The following is a 23465-nucleotide window of genomic DNA, read 5'->3' on the forward strand; positions in this document are numbered from 1 at the left end:
TGTGGGTGCCTTAGTGGCTGTCCGCGTGCAGCGCGCCTTCGATATAGATGGCAGTCAGCAGCGTGAAGACGTACGCCTGGAGGGCCATGATGAGCGCCTCGAGCATGTACATGGCGATGGAACCGGCCAGGACGAGTACCGAGGCTCCCTTGAGAAGGACGCTCTCCTGCATGATGAGGAACTCAATGCCGGAACCGGCGATCATGACGATCAGGTGGCCGGCCAGCATGGTGGCAAACAGACGGAGGCTGTGCGTGACGGGCCGGACCAGGAAGTTCGAGATGATCTCGATCGGGATGATGAGAGGGAGAATATAGACCGGTACACCGGAGGGTACCGTGGCCAGCTTGAAGTACTTCAGGCCGTTCTTCTTGATGCCAATGCCAATCCACGTGACGTACACAATGCCCGCCAGGACATAGGCGCCGCCGACGTGCGAGAAGCTCGGCAGCTGAATCACGGGAATGGCGCCGTAAATGTTGTTTACGAGGATAAAGAAGAAGAGGCTGAACAACAGCGGCACATACTTCATAAAGTCTTTGCCACCGATAATGTCCTTGGCGATGCTGTTACGCACAAAGCCATAGGCCATTTCACCAGCGAACTGGAGCTTGCCGGGAACAAGCTGCTGCTTCCGCGCAGCTAGCAGAAAGAATGTGGCGATAATGACGACCGACAGGATTACGAGCAGCATCTGCTTGGAGAATCCGTCAGCCACCCCCCACGGCAGGATTGCCGGCAGGTGCATTTCTTCAATTCCAGGAGGATTAAACTCTCCTGAATCTTGGGCCGGGAGCGCAAGCGCGATCAACGCGTTTCCTCTCTGCAGTGTCCATCATTGGGCGTTGGTCGAGGACCCGCGGATTTGTGCTCCGCAGCTCCCCCTGTGAAATTATTTGGCATTTGTGTTTCCGTCCGCGGACGGGCCGCTGTCTGCTCTGCTCTTACCGGCCGTGGTTCTGGAACTGGTAAGGCCATGCATGTGGGAAAGATAGAAACCCCCGAGAGCTCCAAGCAGAGCGCCTGCGAGCACGATCCAGCGGGTTCCCCACAGATTATCCAGACCCCACCCTATCAAACTCCAGACGATGATTCCGCCAATAATGTAGCTAAAGACGGCCATTCCGGCGTTGTATCCGCCGTCGTTGTTTTCGGCCGACACCCCCATCGTGGGAGCAGCGTTCTTGGGCGCGGAAGAGCCGTTTTCGGCTGGTCGTTTCCGATCAGACATCGTTCGGCTCCTTGGGCTCGGGGTCGTTGTAAATCTGCAGGCGTGCCGTGCTGAAGCCATAGATTTCGGCGGCCTGCCAGAAGACAACAGTGGCAACGGCACCAATCAGGAACCATTGCGCGTGAAGCCAGGCAGGCGCTCCGATCACAAACAGGACAACTGCGAAACCCACGACCTTGACAAAATATGTGGCCACGAACATTCCGATGGCACCTGAGGGGTTGTTGCGCCCCATGAAGTGGCCCACAAGGAGACTGACGGCGAAGAAGAGCATCACCAGGAGGCCGCCCAAAGTACTGGACAGAAGGCCGCTGGGGCCGTTCAGGATCACCGCCGGGATGCCCACCAGGATCAGCGCGCCTGCACCGGCAGCTGAACTGAGCGCGAGGAGGCGAAGCCACAAAGACCGCGTGGGACCGGAAACACCAACGGGTCCGCTGCCGGACGCATGTCCGGATTCGGCGTTGGAGGTCACAAGATCCCAATCGTCGGCGCCCTGGGGCTGGGGTGGAGGGCAGCTTTGGCTGCACCTGAATTCTACACGAGATAGAAATAAATCCGAACGCGGTTACGCGGTGAACTCGTCGCTCCCCCGGCGCAGGTACGGCCAGGCCGTGACCAAGCCCATCACCAACGTTGCGAAGATGTCCACCGCCAGCACCACCTGCCACGGGAACACGGCAAAAGCCAGGCCGCCGAACGACAGCACCGCTGTCCACAAGTAGAGCAGGATCACGGCGGTCCGGTGCGAGTACCCGATGTCCAGCAGCTTGTGATGGAGGTGTCCCCGGTCGGCGGACCAGGGTGATCGCCCTCGGGCTGTCCTGCGCACTACGGCGAGGCCCAGGTCAAGCAACGGCAGGAAGAGTACGGCGAAGGGCAGCAGGATGGGTATGACGGTGGAGATACCGTTTGCCCGGTCATACAGCCCGGACGTGATCTGGCCGGTGGAGACAATACCGGCGGAGGCCATCAGCAGCCCAATCAACATGGCACCGGAGTCACCCATGAAGATTTTCGACGGAAACCAATTGTGCGGCACGAAGCCAATGCAACCGCCCACCACGACCGCGGTCAGGAGCGTCGCGAGATCGGATTTGTCTAGCACATCTGAGTTCCGGTGCACCCAATAGGCCGTCAGGAAGAACGCGGTTCCGCCGATGATCGCCACGCCGGCGGCCAGCCCGTCGAGGCCGTCAATGAAGTTGAAGGCGTTCATGGTGGTGACGATGAGCCCGGCTGTCAGCACCACTCGAAGCATCTCGTTCTCAAGGAAGATCGGCTCCGGAACCCACGGCACAATCGTCATCTGGACTCCCCAGGTCGCCACCACCAGGGCTGCAGCGCTCTGGCCGATGAGTTTCATCCACCAACGGATGTCCAGGAGGTCGTCCGCGATCCCCACGAGCACGATCAGCGCCGCGCCCGCCAATACGCCCCACGGCGAGAAGTTGTTCCGGTAGATGTCCTTGACGAAGAAGGACTGGCTGGCCACGAGGAGGGCCACCAGTACGCCGAGGAAGATGGCAACCCCGCCCAGCCGGGACACCGGCGTCGTATGCATGTCACGGCTGCGGATGGGAGCGTGGAGTTCAAGCCGGTGCCCGATGACGCGGGCACCCCAAGTGGCTCCGTAGGACACGACGGCAGCCGTCAGCCCCATAAGCAGGTACATAATCATGCGATAGCGGCCGTTTCGTCGGTGTTCGGCGCAACCCTGCGGGTGCGCTCAGGCATGGACAGCGGCCCGAACAGGTGGTCCTCGATCGATGGGCTCACTGGCGGGGAATCTGACTTTCGATAAATGAAACTTCTCCGTCGCCGGGCGCGCAGTAGGCAGTGCTTGGTGCCTTACAGGGCTGTATTACAGTGGACTCTAGTCAAGATACTAGCGCCAACGGCTCCATGGCTTCGCGCCACACTGGCGCATTGCGAGCGGGGAATCCCCTGAAGGCCATGCTGAAAGGAATCCCCATGACCGTCCGGGTTGCAGTTGCCGCCGTGACATTTAACCGTCATAAGGAGCTGTCCGTCCTGCTGGACGCCATTAATGCGCAGTCCGCGGCAGTGGACACCATCTGCCTTGTCGACAGCGGCACGGACCCCGCACGCGATGTTGCCGTGCGGCACACAAATGTTGACTACGTCCGTTCCGAAGCGAACCTCGGCGGGGCAGGCGGCTTTGCCCTCGCCGCGCTGAAGGCGGTGGCCAGCGGTGCCAAATGGGTCTGGATGATGGACGACGACGCCGAGCCGACAGATCCCGAATGCCTCGCCACGCTGCTGCGTGAAGCCGAGGCCCGCGACCTTGAAGCCGTGGTCCCGCTGGTGGTTGCCCCGGGCCATCCCGACCGGCTGTCCTTTTTCTTCCGGCTGGATGGGAAAGTAAGCCACGACCGGGCCGAACTGGAAAAAGTAGGTTTCCTGCCCAACGACGGACACTTCTTTAACGGTGCCCTGATCAGGTCCGACGTGTTTTTCAAGGTGGGCCTGCCGGACATGCGCCTCTTTATCCGCGGCGACGAAGTGGACTTCACCATCCGCCTCCGCAAGGCTGGTATCAGGTTCGGCACAGTCACCACCACCGCCATCACCCACCCGCATGCGTTTTCCGAGACGCAGCATGTATTTGGTGCACGCTGGCATGTGATTGTGCCGGATTCGGCGTTCAAGCGTTACTACTACTACCGCAACCGCGGGTACCTGATCCGCCGCTATTTCCGGGTCAAGTCGCTGGTGGCCGACGTCGGCGGCTATCTTGGCTATTTTGCGAAGCGCCGTGACCTGCCTGGACTGCTCGCCTGGGCACGGTCCTTTACGAAAGGACTGCGTGCTAAAGGCTTCGCGCCGCTTGAGGACCAGGAGTTCTAGGATACGCGGCGCAGCCTGCGCCGGACCAGGAGCCAGAGGAGTACCCACGGCTCGCCGAAAACGCGGTACGCAACCCTGCGCGGATGCAGCAGCAGGCGCCACGCCCACTCCAGCCCGAGCCTTCCCAGCCAGCGCGGTGCCAGTTTTTGCACGCCCGCCAGCTGCTCGATGGCGCCGCCCACCGTGCAGTAGATGGCCGGCGGGAGCATATCCAGGCGACGCTGCAGCACTGATTCCTGGAGTGGCATGCCCAGCCCGAGCAGGACGAGCTGGGGTTGCTGCTCCACGAGCCAGCCCACCGCGGCGGTTTCGACGTCGTCGTTCCAGCCTTCGCCGGGGAACCCTGTCACGCTGGCGGCCGGGGCAATGCCCTGGAGCCGTGTGACCGCTTTGGCGTTGGCTTCCGTGCCGGCGCCGACCACGGCGATCCGTTCAAGGCCGTCCACCAGGCCCAGGGACGGCAGCCAGTCGGTCGACCCCAGCCGGTAATCCATCAGCGAGCTGACAGCGTTTCCCGTCCTGCCCCACAACCACAGCACCGGTGCACCGTCCAGGAGCACCACGTCGCTGTTCTCGTACAGAGAGCGGAATCCTGCGCCGGAATGGGTCAGCGTCACGCTGTGCAGGTTATGTCCGACGACGGTGCGTCGGGTCCCGTCGTCGACAAACCCGGAGAGCACCTCAACCAGTCCGTCCACCGTCAGCGGAGTGGCATCGACGCCGAGGAAAGGGATGTTCTGGCGTGCCAGGCTCACCCGTCAGTCTCCCGGACCGGTGCGGCCGGCCCGTCGACAGTTTTTTCAGCGGCAGGTCCATCAGATGCGTCCCATTCGGCGTCTGATTCGGCCGGAAGAGCGACTTCCTCAGATTCTTCCTCGGGCTCAGCCATCGGAATTTCGCCCAGGCCCAATACTCCCGGAACGTGCTCGCGGAGTTGTTCCAGGGACACGGCGCCGTTGCGCACCACCCGCAGGAGCGGACCGGTGGCGTCCACAATCGTGGAAGGCACGGCGTCGGTTCCTTCCACCGGCCGGAAACCGCCTTCGAGGTAGACCTCCACGGACTCCGCGAGCTGGGCCCGCGCCTCAGCGGCGGTCTGCGCCGGCGGCTGGCCGGTCCGGTTGGCGGAGGACACAGCCAGCGGACCCGTCAAGGTCAGTAGTTCCTGGGCCACTTCGTCGGCGGGCATACGCAGGGCCACGGTTCCCTGGGTCTCGCCCAGGTCCCAGTCCAGTGACGGCTGGGCGTGCAGGATCAGGGTCAGTCCCCCCGGCCAGAACGCCTCGGCGAGCTTGCGGGCATCAGCGGAAACATCTGTGGCCAGGCCGTCCAGCGCGTTGATCCGGGGAATCAGTACGGGCGGCGGCATGGTGCGGCTGCGCCCTTTGGAGGCCAACAGCATGGTGACGGCCTGCGGCGAAAAGGCGTCGGCGGCAATTCCGTAAACCGTGTCCGTGGGGAACACCACGCACTTCTTTTCGCTGATGGCACGCTGGGCATGCTCCAGGCCAAGGGCGCGCTGATCCGCTGACGTGCAGTTGTAGGTTGTGGTCACTGGCCTATTCTTTCATCACTCGTGGTGCGGACCGGCAAGGACGGCGCTGGTGGCGCGTTCCTTGCCGTTGAGGTCCAGGTGTGTGGTGATCTCCCGCCAGGCACCCGTCCGTTGCATCATGCCGGCGATCCAGCCGGCCTGGACTTCCGCGTGTTCCATCACGAAGTAGCCGCCGGGAACCAGCAGCCGGGCAGCCGAGGCGGCCGCCGCCGTTGGAAGTTCCATGCCGTCCGCTCCCCCGCCGTACAGGGCTTCGGGAGGATCGTGCAGGGCAACTTCGGGTTCATTCGGGATGGCTTCGGCGGGAATATAGGGCGGGTTGGAAATTACGACGTCGAAGGTTCCGTTAAGTTCCGGCAGCGCGTCGCGGAGGTCCCCCAGCACCAGCTTGACGCCCAACGGCGCCAGGTTCCTGGCCGCCCACGCGTGCGCGAACGGACTGTATTCCACGGCGTGGACTTCCGCGCCGGGCACCTCGTGGGCAATGGAGCCGGCGATCGCGCCCGACCCCGTTCCCAGGTCCACAATCCGCGGGTGTGCCATGCCCTTGACGTGGTCGATGACCAGTTGGACAACGGACTCTGTTTCCGGCCGGGGGATAAAGACGCCGGGCCCGACGGCAAGCTCCAGGTACCTGAAATGCGCCACCCCGGTGATGTGCTGCAGCGGGATCCGTTGGGCCCGTTCAGCAACAAGTTCGGCGTAGCCAACAGGTGCGGGGGTGTCCCCCAGCATCATCGCCCGGAGCCTGCCCAGCCCCACACTGAGCAGGTGGTCCGCCAGGAGTTCCGCGTCGACGCGGGGGCTGGGGACCCCGGCGTCCCGGAGGATCGCCGTGGCCTCGCTAACGGCAGCCGCGAGGGACTGCCCGGACCCGAGTGTCATGAGTGCCGGCGGCTAGTCGCCGATGGCGTCCAGGCGTGCCTGTTCGTCCATCTCGATGGCGGACTGGATTACCGGTTCCAGGTCACCGTTCATGACCTGGTCCAGGTTGTATGCCTTGTAGCCGGTGCGGTGGTCCGCGATCCGGTTTTCCGGGTAGTTGTACGTGCGGATGCGCTCGGAACGGTCCATGGTGCGGATCTGGGACTTGCGCTGGGCCGAGTTCTCGGCGTCGATGATTTCCTGTTGGTGCGCAAGGATTCGGGCACGAAGGACGCGCATGCCTGCTTCGCGGTTCTGCAGCTGGGATTTCTCGTTCTGCATGGCCACCACGATGCCGGTGGGAAGGTGCGTGATACGGACAGCGGAGTCCGTGGTGTTCACGGACTGGCCACCGGGACCAGAGGAGCGGTAGACGTCGATCTTAAGATCGTTCTGGTTGATGTCCAGTTCTTCGGGCTCATCGACCTCGGGAAGGACCAGGACGCCGGCGGCAGAGGTATGGATGCGGCCCTGCGATTCGGTGACGGGCACACGCTGTACGCGGTGGACGCCGCCTTCGAACTTGAGCCGCGCGTAAACGCCTTCGGCAGGATCGTTCGAGTTGCCCTTGACGGCCATCTGGACGTCCTTGTAGCCACCAAGATCGGACTCGTTGGCTGAGATGAGTTCAGTCTTCCAGCCGCGGGATTCCGCGTACCGGGTGTACATGCGCAGGAGGTCGCCGGCGAACAGTGCGGCTTCGTCGCCACCTTCTCCACCCTTGACCTCGAGGATCACGTTACGGGCGTCGTCAGGGTCCCGCGGAATGAGGAGCCTGCGCAGCTTCGCGGAAGCCTGCTCCAGCGCTGCCTCCAGCACGGGAACCTCGGCAGCAAACTCAGGGTCCTCCGCGGCCATTTCCTTGGCCGCGGCGAGGTCGTCCTCCAGGGCATGCCACTTGTTGTATGCCTCCACGATGCCATTGAGCTGCGCGGACCGCCGCCCCAGCTTCCGGGCCAGCCGCTGGTCAGCATAAACAGCAGGGTCACCAAGCTGCGACTGGATAGCATCATGCTCATCAAGCAGGCCCTGTACGGACTCAAACATTTCAAAACCTCTTTCGACTCTTACAAGTCTAGTTTCATGGGACTTAACGACGAACCGCCCAAAATATGCCGGCCATCAGGCCGGCATATTTTGAGCGGTGAGCGCAGCTACTTGTCGTTATCCGACTTCGCACCAAGCGTTGTCTTCTGGACCTGCATGAGGAACTCGACGTTGCTCCCGGTCTCCCGGATCTTGTTGGTCAGCAGCTCAAGGCTCTGCTGCGTTTCGAGTCCGGAAAGGACACGGCGCAGCTTCCACATGATCTTGACTTCCTCGGGGGAAAGCAGGTTCTCTTCGCGGCGGGTGCCGGACGCGTTGACATCCACAGCCGGGAAGATGCGCTTGTCCGCCAGCTGGCGGGACAGGCGGAGCTCCATGTTGCCGGTGCCCTTGAACTCTTCGAAGATGACCTCGTCCATCTTGGAACCGGTCTCGACGAGCGCGGTTGCCAGGATGGTCAGCGAGCCGCCGTTTTCGATGTTGCGGGCTGCACCGAAGAAACGCTTCGGCGGGTACAGCGCGGCGGAGTCGACACCACCGGACAGGATTCGGCCGGAGGCCGGTGCTGCCAGGTTGTAGGCGCGGCCCAGACGGGTCATGGAGTCCAGGAGGACCACCACGTCCATGCCCATTTCCACGAGGCGCTTGGCGCGTTCGATGGAGAGCTCGGCAACGGTGGTGTGGTCATCGGCAGGACGGTCGAAGGTAGAAGCAATGACCTCACCCTTGACCGTGCGCTGCATGTCCGTGACTTCTTCGGGACGCTCGTCAACGAGCACCATCATGAGGTGGACTTCAGGATTATTGATGGTGATGGCGTTGGCGATGGACTGCAGGATGAGCGTCTTGCCGGCCTTCGGCGGGGAGACGATCAGGCCGCGCTGGCCCTTGCCGATCGGGGCAACCAGGTCAATGACACGGGGGCCGATCTTCTTGGGATCCGTCTCGAGGCGCAGGCGCTCGGACGGGTACAGCGGAACCAGCTTGGCGAATTCGACGCGGTCCTTGAGCTCTTCCGGCGTCTTTCCGTTGACGGACGTGACACGGACCAGGGCGTTGAACTTCTGGCGTGCAGTCTGCTGGCTGCGGTCTTCGCCTTCACGCGGTGCACGGATGGCACCGACGCAGGCATCGCCCTTGCGCAGGTTGTACTTCTTGACCTGGGCGAGAGAGACGTAGACGTCGTTCGGGCCCGGCAGGTAGCCGGAGGTGCGGATGAACGCGTAGTTCTCCAGCACGTCCAGGATGCCGGCGACGGGCAGCAGGACGTCGTCCTCGGTGACCTCGACGTCGTCGACGTCCGGTCCCTGGGTGCGTCCCCGACGGCGGTCGTTCCGGTCGCGGAAACGGTCGTTACGGTCGTTGCGGGAGTTGTCCCGGCTATCCTGGCCGCCACCGGAGCGGTCATTGCGATCGTTCCGGTCCCTGCGGTTGCGGCGGTTCCGGCGGCTTCCGCCGTCAGCATCGTCGTTGTCGCGGTTGTCATCGCGGCGGGCACCATCACGCTGGCCGGCGTCGCGGCTGCCTGCGTTGTCGCGGCCACCATCGGTGGTCTCGCGGGCGCTGGTGTCTCGAGACGTGCTCTCGCGGGCAGGGGTTTCACGGGCGGTGGTGTCCCGGGCTGCGGTGTCGCGGGCGCCACGGGTGCGCCCGCTCTCACGGCGCTCAGCACGCTGGCTGTCGCCTGCTTCGGCGGCCTGGGAATCGGAACGCTGCGTTTCGGTGCGGTCAGCCTGGCGCTGTTCAGCGGCGGGCTGCTCGGCCGGAGCCTCAATTTCTTCTGGCTGCGTTGACGTGGCTGCCGCATCGCCGCGGCGGCGGTTGCGGGTACGCGGCTGGCGGCGTTCCCCTTCAGCGGCGGCCTCAACGGGCGCCGACGCCGGAGCCTCAGCGGGTGCAGCGGCCGGAGCTTCGGCGGCAGTTGCCGCGGCGGGTGCCGTAACTACTCCGTCGCTGACAGCGCGGCGGCTGCGTCCACGGCCGCGTGCACGGGTCCCCTCAGCGGCCGGAGCCTCCGAGGTTTCGCTTGCGGCAGCCACGGGTGCGGCAGCAGCCGGCGCCACGTGGTTTTCGGTCGCCTTTTCGGCAGCCTTGGCCGGAGCCTTGCTGACTGACGTACCTGCACGATGGGCGGAAATGGCGGTCACCAGATCCCCCTTACGCATACGGGATCCGCCGGAAATCCCCAGCTGGCTGGCAAGTGCCTGCAACTGGGCGAGCTTAAGGCCAGCGAGGCCACTGCTCTTGGCGGGTGCGGCCGTTGACGATCCGGCAGCAGAAGTTGATGGTTCCACAGCTGAAGACAGCTCAGTGGTTTCGGTCACGAAGGATCCTTCCCCCTCGACGGCGTCCAGACTGGGAGCTGGACGCGATGATTTTGATCTGGGCTGCAGTTCAGATCTGCAGCCGACATTTTCGGTCTTGCCGGTTGGATTTCGGCCAGCAGGGCCGGATATTGATTCACCTCACGCACCGATTAATGGCGGGGCGCCGGACTGACGGTTCAGGGGCAGACAATTCAGCTGCAGATTCCTGCGACAGACCAAGCAGGCGGCACCGGAGAATATTTCGCAGTAGGAGATCACTAACAACTGAATGCAGCTGCCGATCAGATAGGCGGGATTACCGCCGGTGCAAGTCCACCTTAGCACCTTCGACGTCCACTGCCAGCTTCAGGACGCGCCAGCCGATACCCGGGGTGTTCGCCTCAGTAAAGGACTCAATAAACCCAAGCACCTCGGCGGCTTCGGCCTCGCCGTTCGCGAGAACCAGAACTGTCGGCCCGGCCCCTGAAACCACTGCCGCGTGGCCGGCGTTGCGCAGTGCCCTGATCAGGGCCGCACTGGGGCGCATTGCCTCGGCCCGGTAGCTCTGGTGGAGGTAGTCCTCGGTACCGGCGACCAGGAACTCCGGCTTCCGGGTCAGCGCGTGGATGAGGAGCGCAGCCCGGCCGGAGTTCATCGCCGCGGCGTGGTGGCCCACGGACGCCGGCAGCAGCGCGCGGGCCGCTTCGGTGGACAGTTCAAAGTCAGGAACTGCGACGATGGGAATGACCGAACCAACAACGGTGGCGCAGGTGCTCCTGTACTGGTCACTGTCCTGCCATGATAGCGCCAATCCGCCGAAAATCGCCGGTGCGACGTTGTCCGGGTGGCCTTCCATCTCGCTGGTGAGCTGCAGGATCCAGTCCCGCCCTCGCTGCCCCGCCGCCGGCACCATGGCGTTGGCGGCGGATACTGCGGCCACCACCGCCGAGGCTGACGACCCCAGGCCACGGCCGTGCGGATTGACGTTCGTCGCCGTAATTTTTAGCCCGCCGTGACGGTAGCCCAGCCGCGAGAAAGCGGCCTCCATGGCCTGGACCACGAGGTGGCTCCCGTCGCGCGGCAGGCTGTCCGCCCCCTCGCCGCTGAGCTCGAACAGGAGCTCATCAGTTTTAAGGCTTTCCACTGTCAGGGTGTCGTGCAGTGCCAGGGCGAGGCCCAGGCTGTCGTAACCCGGTCCGAGGTTGGCGCTGGTGGCCGGGACTCTGACGGTGACGCGCTGTCCTGCCTCAATGACGGGCAGGTCAACGGCGGTGGTCGAGGTGGTTTCCAAGGCTACTTTTCTTCCAGTCCCAGTTCAGCTGCGACTGTCACGACGTCGTTGGAGACCTTGACGGGCTGCACTTCACTGCCGTCCTCGGTCCGGAGGGCCCACTGGGGGTCCTTGAGTCCGTGGCCGGTAACGGTGATGACGATCGTTTTGCCGGTAGGAACTTCACCGGCTGCATGCTTCTTGAGCAGGCCGGCCACACCGGCGGCGGACCCGGGCTCCACGAAAACGCCTTCGCGGGCGGACAGCCAGCGGTGGGCATCGAGGATCTGCTCGTCAGTCACGGCATCGATGAATCCGCCGGACTCGTCGCGGGCCGCGATGGCACCGTCCCAGGATGCCGGGTTGCCGATCCGGATGGCAGTGGCGATGGTGTCCGGCTCCGTGATCGGGTGCCCCGCGACGAACGGTGCCGCGCCGGCTGCCTGGAAGCCCCACATCTGGGGGGTTTTGGTGGACACGGCGGGCAGGGTTCCGGCTGTTTCGGATTCGAACGGCGCCGAGTATTCCTTGTAGCCCTTCCAGTACGCGGTGATGTTACCGGCGTTGCCGACGGGAAGGACGTGGATGTCCGGAGCATCGCCGAGCGAATCGACAATCTCAAACGCGCCCGTCTTCTGGCCCTGGATGCGGGCCGGGTTCACGGAGTTGACCAGGAACACCGGGTAGGACTCCCCCAGCTTCCGTGCAATGTCCAGGCAGTTATCGAAGTTGCCGTCCACCTGGAGCAGCGTGGCGCCGTGCGCGATGGCCTGGCTCAGCTTACCCATGGAGATCTTGCCCTCGGGGACCAGCACCGCACATTTCAGTCCCGCTGCCGTGGCGTACGCCGCGGCGGAAGCTGAGGTGTTGCCGGTGGACGCGCACACGACTGCCTTTGCACCGGACGCAACAGCGGCCGTCATGGCCATGGTCATGCCGCGGTCCTTGAAGGAACCGGTGGGGTTCATCCCCTCGACCTTCAGGTACACGGTGGAACCCGTGAGCTCGGAGAGCTTCTGCGCGTGGACCAGCGGAGTGCCGCCCTCGCCCAGCGTGATGACCCGGGTGGACTCCGTGACAGGCAGACGGTCAGCGTATTCGCGGATAACGCCGCGCCATTGGTGAGCCACTTAGACTCCTTCTACCCGCAGAACGGATGTTACTGAATTGATGACGTCCAGGCCTTTGACGGCCTCGACGGTGGCTGCGAGGGCAGCCTCTGATGCGCGGTGCGTAACGATCCGCAGTTCGGCCGACTCCACGTTGGACTCTGCGTCCCGGTGGATGGTCTGCCGCATGATTTCGATGGACACGCCTTGCTCCGCAAAGAGCTGGGCGATCCGGGCCAGCACGCCGGGCTGGTCAGCCACATCCAGGCCGATGTAGTAGCTGGTCATGACCGCGTCGATGGGCAGCGCCGGGACGTGGCCCGTGGTGGTCTCCGTGCGACCGGGACCACCCAGCACAATGCGGCGGGCGGCCGAAACGAGGTCACCCAGCACGGCCGATGCCGTCGGAGTTCCGCCGGCACCCCGTCCGTAGAACATCAGCTCGCCGGCGTTTTCCGCCTCAATAAAGACCGCGTTGAACGCGCCGCGAACGGCGGCCAGCGGGTGCTCGCGCGGCAGCAGCGTGGGGTGCACGCGCACGGAGACGCCTTCTCCGCCGTCGGCATCGGTGAGCTTTTCGGCGATGGCCAGCAGTTTGATGACAAAGCCGGCGTCTTTGGCCGCGGCGATGTCCGCGGCGCTAACGGAGGTGATGCCCTCGCAGTGGACGTTCTCCAGGGCGAAGCGGGTGTGGAAAGACAGCGAGGCCAGGATGGCGGCCTTGGCTGCGGCATCGTGGCCTTCGACGTCGGCGGTGGGGTCAGCCTCCGCGTAACCGAGGCGCTGGGCTTCGGCGAGGGCGTCCGCGAACTGGGCGCCGGTGGAGTCCATCTGGTCCAGGATGAAGTTGGTGGTGCCGTTGACGATGCCCAGCACACGGGTGATGCGGTCGCCGGCCAGGCTGTCCCGGATGGGGCGCAGGATGGGGATGGCACCGGCTACGGCGGCTTCGTAGGACAGCTGCACGCCGGCCTTGTCCGCCTCTTCGTAGAGGGTGGGGCCGTCCTGGGCGAGCAGGGCCTTGTTGCCGGTGACAACACAGGCGCCGTTGCGCAGGGCGGAGAGGATCAGCGTGCGGGCAGGCTCGATCCCGCCCATAAGCTCGATCACCAGGTCCGCGTCCTTGACCAGGGTGTCGGCGTCGGTGGTGAAGAGGTCCTGCGGCAGGTCCACATCCCGCTTGGCATTGACGTTGCGCACCGCGATGCCGCTGAGCTGCAGGCGCGCCCCGGTACGGGCGGCAAGGGCGTCGGCGTCTTCAATGAGAATCCGCGCAACCTGGGCCCCAACGTTGCCACAGCCCAGCAGGGCTACTTTCAGGGTTCGCAATTCAGTCATTCGGCACTCCCATGTCGCGGTTAAGCAGATCTTCTTCGGTTTCCCCGCGGACAATCAGCCGGGCAGATCCGCCGCGCACCGCGACAACGCCCGGCCGGGCCAGATAGTTGTAGTTGCTTGACAGGGCCCAGCAGTAGGCGCCGGTCCCCGGTACAGCAAGCAGATCACCGGCTGCCACGTCCTCGGGCAGATATACATCTCTAACAACTATGTCGCCGCTCTCGCAATGTTTGCCCACCACGCGGGACAGTCGCGGAGCCGCGGCCGACGTGCGCGAGGCCAGAATCGCCGAATAATCCGCGTCGTAGAGCACCGGGCGGGCGTTATCGCTCATACCGCCGTCCACTGACACATACCGGCGGGGATGCGTAACGTTCTCCTGCCCTGCGTCGCCGGCCGGGACATCCACCCGCACGGTTTTCAGGGTGCCCACCTCGTACAACGTAAAGGTTGTGCTGCCAACAATCGCACGTCCGGGTTCGATGGAAATTCGGGGTGACGTGATCCCCAGCTCGGCGCAGGTGGAACGCACGACGGCGGCCATCGCCTGCGCGATCTCGGCTGCGGGGCGGGGGGTGTCCGCCGGGGTGTAGGCAATGCCGTAGCCGCCGCCAAGGTCCAGCTCGGGCATAACGATGGCGTACTTTTCCTGCATGGCCGCGTGGAAACGCAGGAGCTTCTGCGCCGCGAGCTCGAAGCCGTCCGGCTCGAAGATCTGCGAGCCGATGTGGCAGTGCAGGCCCAGCAGTTCGATGCTGGCGTAGCCCGTGGCTGCCGCCACGGCTTCCTCCGCTGCTGACAGTCCGGCCTGCTCCGTGGAATCGCCGGCCATGGAGAGGCCGAACTTCTGGTCCTCGTGGGCGGTGGCGATGAACTCGTGGGTGTGCGCGTGCACGCCCGGCGTCAGGCGCAGCATAACGTTGGCAATTTCGCCGCGGCCCGAGGCGATCTTCGCAACCCGATCCAGCTCGTCGAGGCTGTCCACCACGATGCGGCCCAGCTTCATATCCAGCGCACGGTTGATCTCGGCGTCGGATTTGTTGTTGCCGTGCAGGCCCAGGTTCTCGCCCTTGATGCCGGCCCGGGCGGCTACAGCGAGCTCGCCGCCGGAACAGGTGTCCAGCCGGAGTCCCTCGTCCGCCACCCAGGCAGCTACTGCGGTGCACAGGAAGGACTTGCCCGCGTAGTAGACGTCCACTCCTCCGCAGATGTCAGCAAACGCGGCGTCAAAGGCGTCCTTGAAGGAGCGGGCGCGGGCCCGGAAATCGGTCTCACTCATCACAAAGAGCGGCGTGCCGAATTGTGCCTTGAGCTCGCTGACAGCGATGCCATCGATGGCGAGCTCACCGACGTCGTTCTTCTGCACATCCTGCGCCCACATTGGTTCGTGGAGCGCATTCAGGTCCGCGGGAACGGCGAGCCATTCGGGCCCCAGCGGGGATGCGGGGTTGGTGTCCTGCGCTGGCTTGCCCTGTGCTGAAATTTCCTCTGCAGGCATGGGTCTTACATCCGTTCCGGCGCGGATACGCCCAGCAGGTCCAAACCGTTGGCCAGCACCTGGCTGGTGGCGTCGTTCAGCCACAGGCGCGTCCGGTTAACGTCGGTCACCGGTTCGTCACCCATGGGTGCGATGCGGCAGGCGTCGTACCAGCGGTGGTACGCGCCGGCGATGACCTCAAGATGGCGGGCCACGCGGTGCGGCTCACGCAATTCTGCGGCCTTGGCCACGATGGACGGGTAGCTGCCGAGGTAGGAGAGCAGTTCGTTTTCCGTGGCATGGTCCAGCAGCGAGGCCTCGAAGGCGCTCCGGTCCACGCCTGCAGCCACGGCGTTGCGGGCCGCGCCGCGGGTACGCGCATGGGCGTACTGGACGTAGAAGACCGGGTTCTCGTTGCTGTGCTTCTTCAGCAGGTCAGGATCCAGGGTGAGTGGGGAATCCGCAGGGAAACGGGCCAGGGAGTACCGCACGGCGTCCTTGCCCAGCCAGTCGATGAGATCCTTGAGCTCGATGATGTTACCGGCCCGTTTGGACAGCTTGGCGCCATTGACAGAGACCAGCTGGCCGATCAGCACCTCGATGTTGACGTCGGGATCATCGCCGGCACAGGCAGCGATGGACTTAAGCCGGTTGATGTAGCCGTGGTGGTCGGCGCCGAGGAGGTAGATTTTCTCGGTGAAGCCACGGTCCTTTTTGGACAAGTAGTAAGCGGCGTCCGCGGCGAAATAGGTGGGTTCGCCGTTCGCGCGGATCATCACCCGGTCCTTGTCGTCGCCGAAGTCGGTGGTACGCAACCAGACCGCACCGCCGTCGTCGAACACGTGGCCCTGCTCGCGAAGGCGGGCCACGGCACTTTCGATCGCGCCGGCGTCGTGCAGTTCCTGCTCCGAGAAGTAGACGTCGAAGGCAACGCCAAAATCGGCGAGCGTGTCTTTGATGTCCTTCAGCTGGGCCTTGTAGGCGGCAGCGCGGATGACGGGGAGGGCGGCGACTTCGGTGAGCTCGCGAATATCGGGGTGCGCGCTCAGAACGTCGTGGCCGAGGTCTGCAATGTACTGGCCCGGGTAGCCGCCCTCCGGCACCGGAAGTCCGTGCAGCCTGGAATAAACAGAGTTCGCGAACACATTCATCTGCGAACCGGCGTCGTTGATGTAGTACTCGGCGGTGACCTCCGCGCCTGAAGCACGCAGAACGCGGGCGATGGCGTCGCCCAAGGCGGCCCAGCGGGTGTGGCCGATGTGCAGCGGACCGGTGGGGTTCGCCGACACAAATTCCATGTTCACCACGTGGCCAGCGAGCGTGGTGGTGGTGCCGTAGTCCCGGCCGGCTTCCACAATGGCCTTCGCCAGGGCACCCGCTGCGGCGGCGTCCACCGTGATGTTCAGGAAACCGGGGCCGGCGATATCGACGGCAGAGACGCCGTCGATGGACTTCAACCGGGCGCTGAGGATGGTGGCGAATTCACGCGGGTTGGTGCCGGCCTGCTTGGAAAGCTGGAGGGCTATATTGGTGGCCCAGTCTCCGTGCTCCCGGTTCTTCGGTCGCTCCACGCGCACCTCATCAGGGACAGCTGATGCAGAAAGCGCGATTTCGCCAGCGGCGACGGCGTCTTTCAGGCAGGCGGATATGGCGAGGGAGAGTTCTTCGGGAGTCACCCCTCTAGCCTACCGGCGGCTGACACATGGACGAATTTCGGCATGGTGCATGACTGTTTCCGGACAACTTTTCCACACAGCGGACGCACTGCTAATACGCAGGGTGAACCAATACGATGAATCAGACGTTGAGTACACCGTAAGCACCCAGCCCACGAAGCGAGCCCCAATATGAGTCCGTCAGTCCGCAAGAGTGTTTTCGTCGGCATCGCCGGCCTGTCCCTCGCCGGAACAGTGGCGGGCTGCGCGCCGTCTGCCACACCCGCCTCAACATCCGAGAACACCTCCGGGGCATCCACCGCCCCTTCCGGCACAGCATCAACGACGGGCAGCAGCGGCTCGTCCTATGTAGACGGCACCTACAGTGCCGACGGCACCTATGTGTCCCCCAATGGCACCGAAACCGTCGGGGTTGAGCTGACGCTCGCCTCCGGCACGGTCACGGCCGTGAACATCACCCAGCACCCTTCGAGCCCGAACACGCGGAAATTCCAGGGCGAGTTCGCCGGCGGGATCGCGGCGCAGGTTGTGGGCAAGAGCATCGATGAACTCAAGGTCTCCAAGGTGGCCGGGTCCTCGCTCACCAGCGGCGGCTTCAACCAGGCGCTGGACAAGATCAAGGCCGAGGCCCAGTAGGCCGTGCCGGGCCCGGAGGACTTCCGCTTCGACGGCATCGGTACCCGGTGGGAAATCTCCACGCCCCGTCCGCTCGATGCCGGTGTCCGGGCCCGACTGCTCACCTTGGTGGAGCGGTACGACGGCGACTGGTCCCGTTTTAGGTCCGATTCGACAGTCAGTGCCATGGCCCGCGAGCCAGGGCGGTATGAGCTGCCGGCGGAAGCCGCCGACCTTGGCTGGCTGTACCGCTCGCTGTATGACATCACCGGCGGAGCGATGACGCCCCTGGTCGGCGGCAGCCTGGAGCGCCTCGGGTACGACGCCGCATATTCCCTCCGGCCTGAAGGGTCCGCACTTCCGGCACCCCGCTGGGAGGACGTCCTGACGTGGAACGGCCAGGTTCTGACCACCTTCGCCCCCCTGGTTCTGGATATCGGTGCTGTTGGGAAAGGACAGCTGGTGGACCTTCTCGCCGTTGAGTTGCGCTCCTGTGGCGTGAATTCCTTCCTGATTGACGCCAGCGGCGACCTGCTTCACCGCGGGCCTGATCCGGTGTCCGTGGCATTGGAGCACCCGTACGATCCGGCGAGGGCCATCGGCACTGTGTCGCTGGCAGGCAACGCCTTGTGCGCGTCAGCCTCAAACCGACGGGCATGGGGCGACGGCCTGCACCATGTGCTCGATGGCACCACAGGGCTGCCCGTCAGCACCGCGGTGGGCACGTGGACCATAGCGGAAAGCACCATGGTTGCCGATGCTTTGGCCACGGCCCTGTTCTTTGTCCCCGGCAGCGAACTGGAACAGACATTCGATTTTTCCTGGCTCACGGTTTTTTCTGATGGCAGTGCTGCCTACTCAGCCGGATTTGAAGGGACACTGTTCTCATGAGCCCCGTTGACGCCCCCAAGGCAACTGCCGTATTCACCGCCGGCCGGCTGGACGCCCTGTTGGGCAAGTACACGATGTACCGGCTGATCCTGCTGGTACTGGCTGCTCTTGCCGCGTACAGCCTTCTGCTGAACGCCCTTGGCTGGCTGACGTTCGGCATCCCGCAGATGCTGGTCCACCTGGCGCTGTGTCTTGGCCTGACCTATGTGTCCAACCGCGGGCTGGCCGCCCTTTTCCACGTCCGCCCGCATTCCGAGTCGTCGCTGATCACCGGCCTGCTGCTGTTTTTCCTGTTCTGGCCCTCCTTTACGCCCCTGGATATGGCGGGGGTGGCCCTGGCTTGTGTGCTGGCCTCCGCCTCCAAATACGCGTTGGCCTGGCGTGGCCGGCACATCTTCAACCCCGCCGCTGCCGGAGCGTTCGTGACCGGGCTGACCGGGCTGAACATAGCGACATGGTGGGCGGCGACCCCCGCCATGCTCTGGCTGCTGATCCCGGGGATCCTCCTGGTCCTGTACAGGACACGGAAGTTGCTGATGGCGACCTTGTTCCTTGTGGTTGCCACGGCGATTGTGAGCGCTGAGCTGATGCAGGCAGGGCTCACCTTGGGCAGCGCACTCTGGCAGGCACTCGCCCAACGACCCTTGCTGTTCTTCGTCGGCTTTATGCTGACAGAGCCTCTCACCCTCGCGCCACGCCGCTGGCAACAGCTCGCACTCGCTGCCTTCGTTGGCGCGCTCTTCGCACTCCCTTACAACTTCGGCTTCATCGCCAACTCTCCGGAACTGGCACTGCTGACCGGCAACTTGCTGGCGTTTCTCGTGGGCCAGCGGGGCGGGCTCAGGCTCCGGTTCACTGGCTCCCGTCCTCTGACGCTGAGCACCACGGAGTTTGCCTTTGAACCGTCCCGGCCCATCCGCTTTGTGCCGGGACAGTATATGGAACTGGATCTGCCGCATGCGAAGTCAGACGGTAAAGGCCGACGTCGGGTGTTCAGTTTGACCAGTGCCCCCGGTTCGGAGACGGTGACGTTTGGCGTCCGGACGGCGGAGCCCCTGTCCGCGGCGAAGAAAGTCCTGCTGGACCTGAAGCCTGGTGATGAAGTGTCAGCCACGTCCGTGGGCGGAGATTTTGTCCTGCCCCGCGATGCCCGGGCCCCCGTCCTTCTGATCGCGGCGGGCATCGGCATCACGCCTTTTCTTGCCCATCTGTTATCCGGCGCGGCCCAGGACCGGGACGTGGTGCTGCTTCTGCTGGCACGCAATCCTGCGGAAATTGCCTATGCGCCCGAGTTGCAGGCGTCCGGGGCGCGCATCCTGGCTCGCCTCGCAGACGGTTCCGTCCCGCCGTCGTTCATCACCGATGCCGGGACGCCGGAGTCCGGGGGTGCCGCCGCTGGACGGCTGGACGGAGATTCCCTGAAAGTCCTGGTGCCCGACATTGCCGACCGCGCTGTCTACATCTCCGGGTCCCCTGCGAGCGTCGCTTCGCTGCGCCGTGCAGCCCGGAAAGCCGGCGCTCGGCGGGTGCATGTTGACTCGTTTTCCGGCTACTGAAGCGGGCCGTTTTTCCTTGCAGGCACCTTCCTGCTAAGCTCTAGGACGTCCCGCTGGCAACGGCAGGATCCCTGAATTGCCCTCGTAGCTCAGGGGATAGAGCGTCTGCCTCCGGAGCAGAAGGTCGTTGGTTCGATTCCAATCGAGGGCACAGAGAAAAACCCCCGCCGCTTGCAAAAGCGGCGGGGGTTTTCTGCGTTCCACCCCGGACGCGCGCAGACACTTGGGGCCCTAGCGCCCAACACCAAGGGACACTGGACGCCGTAGCGAAGTCGTACGTGCGGATAGCGGCCACCGTGTTGAGCCGCAGGCCGGCTCGTCAGACTCCTCGCCTGACCGTGGGCCTGGATTCAAGACCCGCGATGCTGCCCGAGCTACGGCGGTGTGGCGCTCGATGCACCTGTCGTCAGCATCGCTGGCCAGTGGGGTGGTTCCCAGTCGGGGTGTTCGCTGGTGTAGTGGCGTCCGGTGGGTGATGTCCAGCCGGGTGGTTTGTTCTTGGTGGCCGTAGTGGGTGTCCAGGCTGTGGTGTGGCGGAGTCGGTGGTGCTTGTGGCACGGCTGGCCGAGATTGCTGATCCCGGTGGTGCCGCCGTAGGCCCAGGGGAGGAGGTGGTCGGCTTCGTTGTCGAGGGAGTGGTTGCTGCAGCCGGGAAACGGGCATTTGCCGTCCCGCAGTCTGAGCCATTGGCGTTGCGCTTTCGTGAGCCGGTAGCTGGTCCGCCCGATCTCCAGCGGAGCACCGTCCCGCGGGTCGATCAGGACGCGGTGAAAGGACGCCGCACCTTCCGCCACGAGTTGGCGGGCCATGGACGGCGGGATCGGGCCGTATCCGTCGAGCATGGCCGGTTCATCCGTGAGGCCAAGCAGCGCCATGACTGGGACGGTGATGAGCACATGTGCCCGGGGCGAGGGAACACCGCCGCTCACGGCGATGCCCCCGGTCTCTTGGTGGCTCGTTTCACCGGTCGCGCTGCCGCTGTTTTCCCTACCCTCATCACCGGTTCCGGCCCCGGCGCTGGCGCTGGCGTTGGTCAGGAGCCAGGTCGCGACGGAGTCTGCGCGGAGCTGGCTGAGTGTCCGGCCCTCGTGAGGCCCCTGGAGGGCCCGGGCGGCGGTGGTGGTGCGGTCCCAGATCCCGGCCGCCTGATCGGCGGGCAGGTACGCGGAGAGCCAGGCCATCCCGTCCCGGTCCGGGGCATGCTCCATCCGCCGGTCCTGGATACCGCGTAGGTGGCGTTGTTCGATGCTGACCGGATGATGGCGTTCCCGCCAGGTGCGGGCCTTGTGCCGGAACCGGCCGGGGGCGAGCTCACCGGCCAGGCCACGTGCCGGATTCACCGCGTCCGGGTCCAGGAAATGCGCTTCGAGGGCCGCCGCGGCCGCCCTGTCGAGGTTAGTGGTTTCGTCGACCATGATCCGGGCGTGCTGCCAGGAGATCGTCCCGGCCTGCAGCGCGGACAGGGTCAGCGGCAGGGCCGTTGTGAGTTGGTGCGCTTCGGCGAGCAGCGCACAGGCTCCGTTCACTGACCGCCAGCACGCACGCGACCTCCGCGACGACAGCCATCTCCTGCCCGCTATGGTCCTGCGGCGACTCAGCCGGGCCCGCCAGGGCCTCGGCAGCGGCGCTGTAACCGGCAACCAGCCAGACCTTCAGGGCAGCACTTTTCGCGTCCAACCGTGAGATCTCCGCCAGCCCGTCCAGGAAACCATCCGCCACCCGGCGCAACGGATCAGCATCCCAGGACCCGGAGGAAACGGTCCCGCCGCGGAGCGCCACTGCTAGCTCAGCGAAAGACGCCGAAAGGGCCTCCGCCGCCGCCACAGCTCCTCTGCTATCCATGCACAAATCATCCCGTGAGGGTCCGACAATAACGCCGAGGCCCAATGGCTATGTGCATAACTCCGCGACTCGGAGAACATCGACGCGACTTTCGATGCCTTCAATCGCGCCGCGCACTTCAGAGCCTCCAGCGTCCCCTTGCGCCGGGTGGGGCTTAAATGACCCTTCGCGCGTGGTCGTCGCCACAGCTGTCCGTTCGCGCTGGATTGCGTGCGCCTTCATCAGATTGTCGGTGGCCCCTCGTAGGCTGATTCAACGAACTCGAGGGGTAGGCCATGCACGTTCCAGCCACATTCTGTTCCATCATTCCGCCTTATTTGTTGCGGCGATTGGCTCGCTTGGAAGAGCCACAATTTTCTGCGGCTGCGCGGGCGGCCAAGGAAGCACTGAGCCACGTCCGGTCCGTCCTGTCGTCCCGTACCCTGCCGGTCCCGGCCGTTCCCCCGGCACTGCGGCAGGTCCGCACCGGCGCGCCCAACAGGAGCATCTACGATGCCGGCGGTTCCGAGAACCTGCCGGGAAAGCTGGTGCGCAAGGAAGGCGAACCGGCTTTCGGCGATCAGTCTGCTGATGAGGCCTACGACGGCCTTGGGCACACACACCGCCTGTTTGCCGACATCTTCGGCCGCAACTCCATCGACGGCGAAGGCCTGCCGCTCGATGCCACAGTGCACTTTGGCAGGCTCTATGACAATGCTTTCTGGGACGGCCGGCAGATGGTCTTCGGCGACGGGGACGGCGAAGTTTTCGAGCGATTCACGCGGTCGCTGAGCGTCATCGGGCACGAACTGACGCACGGCGTCACCCAGTACTCGGCGGGGCTGGCTTACCGCAACCAGGCAGGTGCACTCAACGAATCCATGTCCGATGTTTTCGGCGCGCTCGTGGAACAGTACCTGAATAGCCAGTCCGTGACCGATGCCAGCTGGCTCATCGGTGAGGGACTCTTCACACCTCAGGTTGAGGGATCGGCTCTCCGCTCCCTGAACGCGCCGGGTACAGCGTACGACGACGACGTGCTGGGCAAGGATCCGCAGCCAGATTCGATGGACTCGTATGTGCGCACCAGCGCCGACAACGGCGGCGTCCACATCAATTCCGGCATCCCCAACCGGGCCTTCTACCTCACGGCGGAGTCACTTGGCGGCAACGCCTGGGAGGCACCGGGACGGATCTGGTACGACGCACTGACCGGCGGCTCGCTGCCTGCCACCGCCACTTTCCGCGTATTCGCCAAGGCAACGGCGGTATCCGCCATGGACCTCTTCGGCAGCGATTCGCCAGAGCATGACGCCGTGCGGCAGGCGTGGGAAACTGTGAAGGTCAAGCTTTAGTTGAACGCCTGCCCGCCGCGAGCCAGCGGCCAGGCTGCAGGGAAGCCCAGGACCGAGGCCATGAAGATCAGCGTGGAGCGCAGCGGCGGCATCGCGGCCGTGACCCGAGTTTGGACAGTGCACGCCCAGACCGATAGCGCCAAAAGTCAGTGGCAACCAATTGTGGAAGCATGCCCTTGGGATGCGGTACCCAAGACCGTCAGGGCAGCGGCCGCCGAGGTGCACGGCAACCAACCAGACCGATTCATCTATTCGATCCGGGCCGGCCAGCGCCGCGCGGCGCTGCCCGAGCAGGCAGTCACAGGACCGTGGCGTGTGCTGGTGGACAGCACCCGGGCGGCCTCCGAGGACAGGCCCGGACGGGGGGACACCGCTGGTCCGCAAGTGCCTGCCTCGGCTTAAAGGCTCCGCCAAGCCTTAGCA

General features: G+C 64.6%; 20 protein-coding genes, 1 tRNA gene and 1 pseudogene. 7 read left to right on the plus strand and 15 right to left on the minus strand.

From position 1 onward, the window contains the following. Positions 1–10: 10 nt before the first annotated feature. From atpB to ACQCSV_RS13140, 4 genes are all read right to left on the minus strand, one after another. The gene (atpB, locus tag ACQCSV_RS13125) at positions 11–811 is read right to left on the minus strand and encodes a F0F1 ATP synthase subunit A (protein WP_354153622.1); all 801 of its coding nucleotides are present in this window, start codon (positions 809–811) and stop codon (positions 11–13) included. Between the two features lie 81 nt (positions 812–892). Further along, positions 893–1231 carry a hypothetical protein gene (locus ACQCSV_RS13130; RefSeq protein WP_426938546.1) on the minus strand — a complete coding sequence of 113 codons (339 nt, stop codon included), beginning with the start codon at positions 1229–1231 and terminating at the stop codon, positions 893–895. Beyond that, positions 1224–1706 carry a hypothetical protein gene (locus tag ACQCSV_RS13135; protein WP_354153621.1) on the minus strand — a complete coding sequence of 161 codons (483 nt, stop codon included), beginning with the start codon at positions 1704–1706 and terminating at the stop codon, positions 1224–1226. The genes ACQCSV_RS13130 and ACQCSV_RS13135 overlap by 8 nt, the downstream gene beginning before the upstream one ends. Positions 1707–1799: 93 nt before the next feature. Next, positions 1800–2912 carry an MraY family glycosyltransferase gene (locus tag ACQCSV_RS13140; protein WP_354153620.1) on the minus strand — a complete coding sequence of 371 codons (1113 nt, stop codon included), beginning with the start codon at positions 2910–2912 and terminating at the stop codon, positions 1800–1802. Positions 2913–3205: 293 nt separating this feature from the next. Here ACQCSV_RS13140 and ACQCSV_RS13145 point away from each other — a divergent pair, with 293 nt between their 5' ends. Beyond that, positions 3206–4102 carry a glycosyltransferase gene (locus ACQCSV_RS13145; RefSeq protein ID WP_354153619.1) on the plus strand — a complete coding sequence of 299 codons (897 nt, stop codon included), beginning with the start codon at positions 3206–3208 and terminating at the stop codon, positions 4100–4102. Here ACQCSV_RS13145 and ACQCSV_RS13150 read toward each other — a convergent pair. The 10 genes from ACQCSV_RS13150 to argS form a co-directional block, all read right to left on the minus strand. After that, complete coding sequence (locus ACQCSV_RS13150; RefSeq protein WP_354153618.1) at positions 4099–4857, minus strand: WecB/TagA/CpsF family glycosyltransferase; 759 nt, start codon at positions 4855–4857, stop codon at positions 4099–4101. The two genes, ACQCSV_RS13145 and ACQCSV_RS13150, sit on opposite strands and share 4 nt — an antisense overlap. After that, a complete protein-coding gene (locus tag ACQCSV_RS13155) occupies positions 4854–5657 on the minus strand; it encodes an L-threonylcarbamoyladenylate synthase (RefSeq protein ID WP_354153617.1) in 804 nt (267 codons plus the stop codon). Before ACQCSV_RS13155 ends, ACQCSV_RS13150 begins: the two co-directional genes overlap by 4 nt. A 15-nt stretch (positions 5658–5672) precedes the next feature. Continuing rightward, positions 5673–6542: a peptide chain release factor N(5)-glutamine methyltransferase gene (gene prmC / locus ACQCSV_RS13160; RefSeq protein ID WP_354153616.1), complete on the minus strand. Its 870-nt coding sequence runs from the start codon at positions 6540–6542 to the stop codon at positions 5673–5675. A gap of 12 nt (positions 6543–6554) precedes the next feature. Next, complete coding sequence (gene prfA, locus ACQCSV_RS13165; protein WP_354153615.1) at positions 6555–7628, minus strand: peptide chain release factor 1; 1074 nt, start codon at positions 7626–7628, stop codon at positions 6555–6557. Positions 7629–7735: 107 nt separating this feature from the next. Further along, on the minus strand, positions 7736–9952 hold the full coding sequence (gene rho / locus ACQCSV_RS13170; RefSeq protein ID WP_354153614.1) for a transcription termination factor Rho: 2217 nt from the start codon (positions 9950–9952) through the stop codon (positions 7736–7738). Positions 9953–10250: 298 nt separating this feature from the next. Beyond that, on the minus strand, positions 10251–11225 hold the full coding sequence (gene thrB, locus ACQCSV_RS13175) for a homoserine kinase (protein ID WP_426938547.1): 975 nt from the start codon (positions 11223–11225) through the stop codon (positions 10251–10253). Between the two features lie 2 nt (positions 11226–11227). After that, positions 11228–12334, minus strand: a complete 1107-nt coding sequence (gene thrC, locus ACQCSV_RS13180) for a threonine synthase (protein ID WP_056349448.1) — start codon at positions 12332–12334, stop codon at positions 11228–11230. After that, positions 12335–13651 (minus strand): homoserine dehydrogenase, encoded by a 1317-nt coding sequence (locus ACQCSV_RS13185; protein WP_354223172.1) that lies wholly within the window; start codon positions 13649–13651, stop codon positions 12335–12337. It abuts the gene before it with no gap. Next, positions 13644–15149, minus strand: a complete 1506-nt coding sequence (lysA, locus tag ACQCSV_RS13190) for a diaminopimelate decarboxylase (RefSeq protein WP_354153611.1) — start codon at positions 15147–15149, stop codon at positions 13644–13646. Before lysA ends, ACQCSV_RS13185 begins: the two co-directional genes overlap by 8 nt. 5 nt (positions 15150–15154) lie before the next feature. Beyond that, the gene (gene argS / locus ACQCSV_RS13195; protein WP_354153610.1) at positions 15155–16804 is read right to left on the minus strand and encodes an arginine--tRNA ligase; all 1650 of its coding nucleotides are present in this window, start codon (positions 16802–16804) and stop codon (positions 15155–15157) included. A gap of 171 nt (positions 16805–16975) precedes the next feature. On the opposite strand from argS, the gene ACQCSV_RS13200 reads away from it, so the two are divergent. The 4 genes from ACQCSV_RS13200 to ACQCSV_RS13215 all read left to right on the plus strand — a co-directional run bounded on the left by ACQCSV_RS13200 (position 16976) and on the right by ACQCSV_RS13215 (position 20017). Further along, positions 16976–17440, plus strand: a complete 465-nt coding sequence (locus tag ACQCSV_RS13200) for an FMN-binding protein (protein ID WP_354153609.1) — start codon at positions 16976–16978, stop codon at positions 17438–17440. Between the two features lie 3 nt (positions 17441–17443). Beyond that, entirely contained in the window at positions 17444–18310 is an 867-nt protein-coding gene (locus tag ACQCSV_RS13205; protein WP_426938548.1) for an FAD:protein FMN transferase, read from the plus strand. Then, positions 18307–19866, plus strand: a complete 1560-nt coding sequence (locus ACQCSV_RS13210; protein ID WP_426938549.1) for an FAD-dependent oxidoreductase — start codon at positions 18307–18309, stop codon at positions 19864–19866. Before ACQCSV_RS13205 ends, ACQCSV_RS13210 begins: the two co-directional genes overlap by 4 nt. A 78-nt stretch (positions 19867–19944) precedes the next feature. Beyond that, positions 19945–20017 (plus strand) — tRNA-Arg (locus tag ACQCSV_RS13215). 223 nt (positions 20018–20240) lie between these two features. On the opposite strand, the pseudogene ACQCSV_RS13220 reads toward ACQCSV_RS13215, so the two are convergent. Beyond that, a pseudogene (locus ACQCSV_RS13220) lies at positions 20241–21708 on the minus strand (DUF222 domain-containing protein). Positions 21709–21983: 275 nt separating this feature from the next. Here ACQCSV_RS13220 and ACQCSV_RS13225 point away from each other — a divergent pair. After that, complete coding sequence (locus ACQCSV_RS13225) at positions 21984–23042, plus strand: M4 family metallopeptidase (protein ID WP_426938550.1); 1059 nt, start codon at positions 21984–21986, stop codon at positions 23040–23042. Between the two features lie 60 nt (positions 23043–23102). Next, positions 23103–23444: a protealysin inhibitor emfourin gene (locus ACQCSV_RS13230; RefSeq protein WP_354153604.1), complete on the plus strand. Its 342-nt coding sequence runs from the start codon at positions 23103–23105 to the stop codon at positions 23442–23444. The last annotated feature ends 21 nt before the right edge of the window (positions 23445–23465 follow it).

Origin of the sequence: Pseudarthrobacter sp. S3 (assembly GCF_050156905.1) — a bacterium.
Classification (GTDB): domain Bacteria; phylum Actinomycetota; class Actinomycetes; order Actinomycetales; family Micrococcaceae; genus Arthrobacter.

What these genes read in the sequence shown, in the direction of transcription:
- ACQCSV_RS13130 (WP_426938546.1), bottom strand. Translation starts at nt 1,231, where the DNA reads ATGTCTGATCGGAAACGACCAGCCGAAAACGGCTCTTCCGCGCCCAAG.
- ACQCSV_RS13140 (WP_354153620.1), bottom strand. Translation starts at nt 2,912, where the DNA reads ATGATTATGTACCTGCTTATGGGGCTGACGGCTGCCGTCGTGTCCTAC.
- ACQCSV_RS13145 (WP_354153619.1), top strand. Translation starts at nt 3,206, where the DNA reads ATGACCGTCCGGGTTGCAGTTGCCGCCGTGACATTTAACCGTCATAAG.
- prmC (WP_354153616.1), bottom strand. Translation starts at nt 6,542, where the DNA reads ATGACACTCGGGTCCGGGCAGTCCCTCGCGGCTGCCGTTAGCGAGGCC.
- prfA (WP_354153615.1), bottom strand. Translation starts at nt 7,628, where the DNA reads ATGTTTGAGTCCGTACAGGGCCTGCTTGATGAGCATGATGCTATCCAG.
- ACQCSV_RS13185 (WP_354223172.1), bottom strand. Translation starts at nt 13,651, where the DNA reads ATGACTGAATTGCGAACCCTGAAAGTAGCCCTGCTGGGCTGTGGCAAC.
- lysA (WP_354153611.1), bottom strand. Translation starts at nt 15,149, where the DNA reads ATGCCTGCAGAGGAAATTTCAGCACAGGGCAAGCCAGCGCAGGACACC.
- ACQCSV_RS13200 (WP_354153609.1), top strand. Translation starts at nt 16,976, where the DNA reads ATGAGTCCGTCAGTCCGCAAGAGTGTTTTCGTCGGCATCGCCGGCCTG.
- ACQCSV_RS13210 (WP_426938549.1), top strand. Translation starts at nt 18,307, where the DNA reads ATGAGCCCCGTTGACGCCCCCAAGGCAACTGCCGTATTCACCGCCGGC.
- ACQCSV_RS13225 (WP_426938550.1), top strand. Translation starts at nt 21,984, where the DNA reads ATGCACGTTCCAGCCACATTCTGTTCCATCATTCCGCCTTATTTGTTG.
- ACQCSV_RS13230 (WP_354153604.1), top strand. Translation starts at nt 23,103, where the DNA reads ATGAAGATCAGCGTGGAGCGCAGCGGCGGCATCGCGGCCGTGACCCGA.